The 3,639-nt window shown below is 68.7% G+C and carries 3 protein-coding genes; 2 read left to right on the top strand and 1 reads right to left on the bottom strand.

Features of this window, described 5'->3' with window-relative positions:
- A partial coding sequence (locus tag ACFE8Y_RS21220) for a PHA/PHB synthase family protein (protein WP_375466344.1) occupies positions 1-848 on the top strand: 848 nt, incomplete at its 5' end.
- 93 nt (positions 849-941) lie between these two features.
- On the opposite strand, the gene ACFE8Y_RS21215 is transcribed toward ACFE8Y_RS21220, so the two are convergent.
- The gene (locus ACFE8Y_RS21215) at positions 942-2,264 is read right to left on the bottom strand and encodes an OmpP1/FadL family transporter (RefSeq protein WP_375466343.1); all 1,323 of its coding nucleotides are present in this window, start codon (positions 2,262-2,264) and stop codon (positions 942-944) included.
- Positions 2,265-2,732: 468 nt separating this feature from the next.
- On the opposite strand from ACFE8Y_RS21215, the gene ACFE8Y_RS21210 reads away from it, so the two are divergent.
- A complete protein-coding gene (locus ACFE8Y_RS21210; RefSeq protein ID WP_375466342.1) occupies positions 2,733-3,617 on the top strand; it encodes a fumarylacetoacetate hydrolase family protein in 885 nt (294 codons plus the stop codon).
- Positions 3,618-3,639: the final 22 nt, after the last annotated feature.

Here is a 3,639-nt window from a genome sequence, read left to right as displayed (position 1 = left end):
TCGACGCGATCGGCGTCGCCACCGGCGAGACCGAGGTGGCGGCCGCGGGCTACTGCGTCGGCGGCACGCTGCTCGCCGTGACCCTCGCCATGCAGGCGGCGACCGGCAACCGCCGGATCAAGAGCGCGACGTTCCTGACGACGCAGGTCGACTTCACCCACGCGGGCGACCTGAAGGTCTTCGCCGACGAGGCGCAGATCCGGCAGGTGGAGGCGCGCATGGCCGAGCGCGGCTACCTCGAAGGCGCGAAGATGGCCAACGCCTTCAACATGCTGCGGCCCAACGACCTGATCTGGTCCCACGTGGTCAACAACTACGTCAAGGGCAAAGCGCCCTCGGCGTTCGACTTGCTGTACTGGAACGCGGATGCCACCCGGATGCCGGCGGCCAACCACGCCTTCTACCTGCGCAACTGCTACCTGGAGAACAACCTCGCCAAGGGGAAGATGGTGCTCGGCAACGTCCGCCTCGACCTGAAGAAGGTGACGGTGCCGGTCTTCAACCTCGCGACCCGCGAGGACCACATCGCCCCGGCGCTCTCGGTGTTCGAGGGCTCGGCCAAGTTCGGCGGCCCGGTCGACTACGTGCTGGCCGGCTCCGGCCACATCGCGGGCGTCGTCAACCCGCCCGCGAAGCCGAAGTACGGCTACTGGACCGGCGGGCGGGCGGAGGGCCGCCTGGAGGACTGGATCGCGGCCGCGACCGAGACCAAAGGCTCGTGGTGGCCGTACTGGTTCGAGTGGCTGGAGCGCCAAGCCTCCGAGCGCGTCCCGGCCCGCGAGCCCGGCGGCGGTGCGCTGGCCTCCCTCGGGCCTGCGCCCGGCACCTACGTGCGGATGAAGGCCTGATCCCCCTGGGCATAGTCGCCTCGGCGGGCACGACCGGAACGGCCCCGGAGGATGGCGATCCATCGGGGCCGTTTGCCGTTCGGTCGATCGGCCTCAGTATTTGCGCACGAGCGGGGCCGGCACCGGAGCCACGGGGGCGTCGAAGGTGTAGCGGAAGCCTACCGAGACGATATCGACGCTGCTCTCCGCGAGGCCGGCGAAGACGATGTTGCCGGTGTTGTAGTCGCGTCCCGGCCCGGCCAGGATACGGCCGCGCTCGACGAACAGGTGCGAGTAGGCGAGGTTGAGCATCAGCTTCTCGCTCCAGCGGTAGCCGGCGCCGACGGCGAGGTTGACCCGGTCTCCGTCCGGCAGGCGCACGGAGCGGTTCGAGACATCGATCGGCGATTGCTCGTAGGACACGCCGCCGCGCAGGGTGAGCGCCTGCGACCAGTCGTATTCCGCGCCGATCGCGTAGGTGTAGCCATCCTTGTAGTTGAGCGGCAGATAGTTCACCGGCACGCCGCGGGCCTGCGAGACGATCCCGACCGTGCCGAGCCTCGACCAGTTGTCCCACTCGAAGCCGAGGTTCAGCCGGAGGTTCGGTGCGACCGCCTGCGTCAGGCCGACGCTGAGCTTCTCCGGCGTGTTGAGGTTGGCGCGGACTTGCCCGCCGAGCGGCGCGAGGGCGAGCAGCGGCACGCCGATCGAGCCCTCGATGTCGTGATGCACCGAGGAGCGGTAGCCGACGCCGAAGGCCGTACCCTCCCAGGGCGTGATCAGCGCGCCGGCGGTGAAGCCGACGCCCCAGGACTCACCCTTGAGGAACGAACTCGGATAGACGGTCGGCGACAGGCCGGGGACCGGCACCGCCTGCCGCAGGGTGAGCCGGAAGTACTCGATGCTGGGGCCGGCGGCGACGGACAGCCACTCGTTGACCTTGAAGCCGACCACGGGGTTGAAGGCCAGCGAGAAGATGCGGTTCGAGCGGCCGTAGACCTCGCCGGCCCAGACGTCGCGCGGCTTCGTCACGAGCCCGAACGGCGCGCCGGTCTGGATGCCGACCCAGAGCCGGTCATTGAGCTGGTAGGCGGTGGCGCCCGAGGGCAGCACCGCGCCCTGGCCGATATCGCCCGAGCCGCCGAGCCCGATGAAGCCGGGGTTGGTCGGGGTCGTCGGCGTGATCGTGCCCGAGGGTCCGATATAGGTGAGGTTCTGCTCGGTGATCCAGCCGGGGCGCATCGTCACCACGGCCGGGTTCCAGAACATCGAGGAGACGCCCCCGCCCCCCGAGGCCGCGCCGGCATCGGCCATGCCGGCCGCGATGGCGCTCTGCTCGCGCAGCCCGAAGGCGCCTGCCTCCGCCCCCGCCGTCCCGAGCGCCAGCGCCGATGCCGCCGCGCCGGCCAGCACGGATGCGCGAAGTGTCGCCGCCATGGTCGTCCCTCCTGATTCGGCACTGCACTCGAAGCGGTGCGGCCCATTCGAGCCCGTTGCCTTGGAGGAGACCGTGCCTTTGTTCGATCTGCGTTTCAAGGGCAGTCGATAGACTTAAAAGGTGAGCATTTCATGTGTTCATTGCTTGGAAATTCGATGCCGGTCTCATGAGTATGCCGTCAGAGTTCGCGCCCCGCACTATTCGTTCACATCTAAACCATCTGTAGGATGTTGCATGAATGTTTGCCTCGTGATGGGGATGGGCGCTTTTATGCGATCCATGTGGGGTTCTTGCCACATTCCGGCGCATGGACACGCGCGCCTCTCTGCCGATCCTGATCGGACCGGACGAACGTTGAGCGCCGGCGGCGGCACCGGGGTCCTTCACGTCGGACGCTGCTTGACCCCATCGCCGCCGCACCCACCTTCCCGGTCGATGCGCCGCGGCGCCGGGGGAATGGACGAGCGATGAAACTGGTTCGGCACGGCGCGAGCGGCGACGAGAGACCCGGCCTGATCGACGCTCAGGGCGGCCTGCGCGACCTTTCCGGCGTGATGCGCGACCTTGCCGGGCCCGCGCTGTCCCGCGAGGCCTTCGACCGGCTTCGCCTGATCGATCCGGAGACGCTGCCCCTCTTGCCCGCAGAGACCCGTCTCGGCCCGTGCGTCGGCGGCACCCGCAACTTCGTCGCGATCGGCCTCAACTTCGCCGACCACGCCGCCGAGACGGGGTCTGCGATCCCCAAGGAGCCGATCGTCTTCAACAAGGCGCCCTCCTGCATCGTCGGCGCCAACGATACGGTGATCATCCCCAAGGGCTCCGCCAAGACCGACTGGGAGGTGGAACTCGCCGTGGTGATCGGCGCCCGCGCCTCCTACGTCCACGCCAACGAGGCGCTCGGCTACGTCGCGGGCCTGTGCATCTGCAACGACGTGTCCGAGCGCGAATTCCAGATGGACCGGGGCCCGACCTGGACCAAGGGCAAGGGCTGCCCGACCTTCGGACCGCTGGGCCCCTGGCTGGTGACGCTCGACGAGATCCCGGACATCAAGGCCCTGTCGATGAGCCTCGACGTGAACGGGCAGCGGATGCAGACCGGCTCGACGGCGACGATGATCTTCGACGTGGCGCAGCTCGTCGCCTACGTCTCGCATTTCATGCTGCTGGAGCCGGGCGACGTGATCACCACCGGCACGCCGCCCGGCGTCGGCCTCGGGATGAAGCCGCCGCGCTACCTCAAGGCGGGCGACGAGATGCGCTTGCGCATCGACGGCCTCGGCGAGCAGCGCCAGCGCGTGGTCGCCTTCGACGACTGGACCGCGAAGGTGTCGGCGGGCGAGCCGACGCATTGAAGAGCGTATAGCTTACTGCTCG

Origin of the sequence: uncultured Methylobacterium sp., assembly GCF_964242245.1 — a bacterium.
Lineage (GTDB): Bacteria > Pseudomonadota > Alphaproteobacteria > Rhizobiales > Beijerinckiaceae > Methylobacterium.
Note: the sequence above shows the minus strand (reverse complement) of the source record. Positions and strands in the feature narration are given on the sequence as shown.

Coding starts and splice junctions, on each gene's coding strand:
- ACFE8Y_RS21210 (WP_375466342.1), top strand. CDS start 2,733: ATGAAACTGGTTCGGCACGGCGCGAGCGGCGACGAGAGACCCGGCCTG.
- ACFE8Y_RS21215 (WP_375466343.1), bottom strand. CDS start 2,264: ATGGCGGCGACACTTCGCGCATCCGTGCTGGCCGGCGCGGCGGCATCG.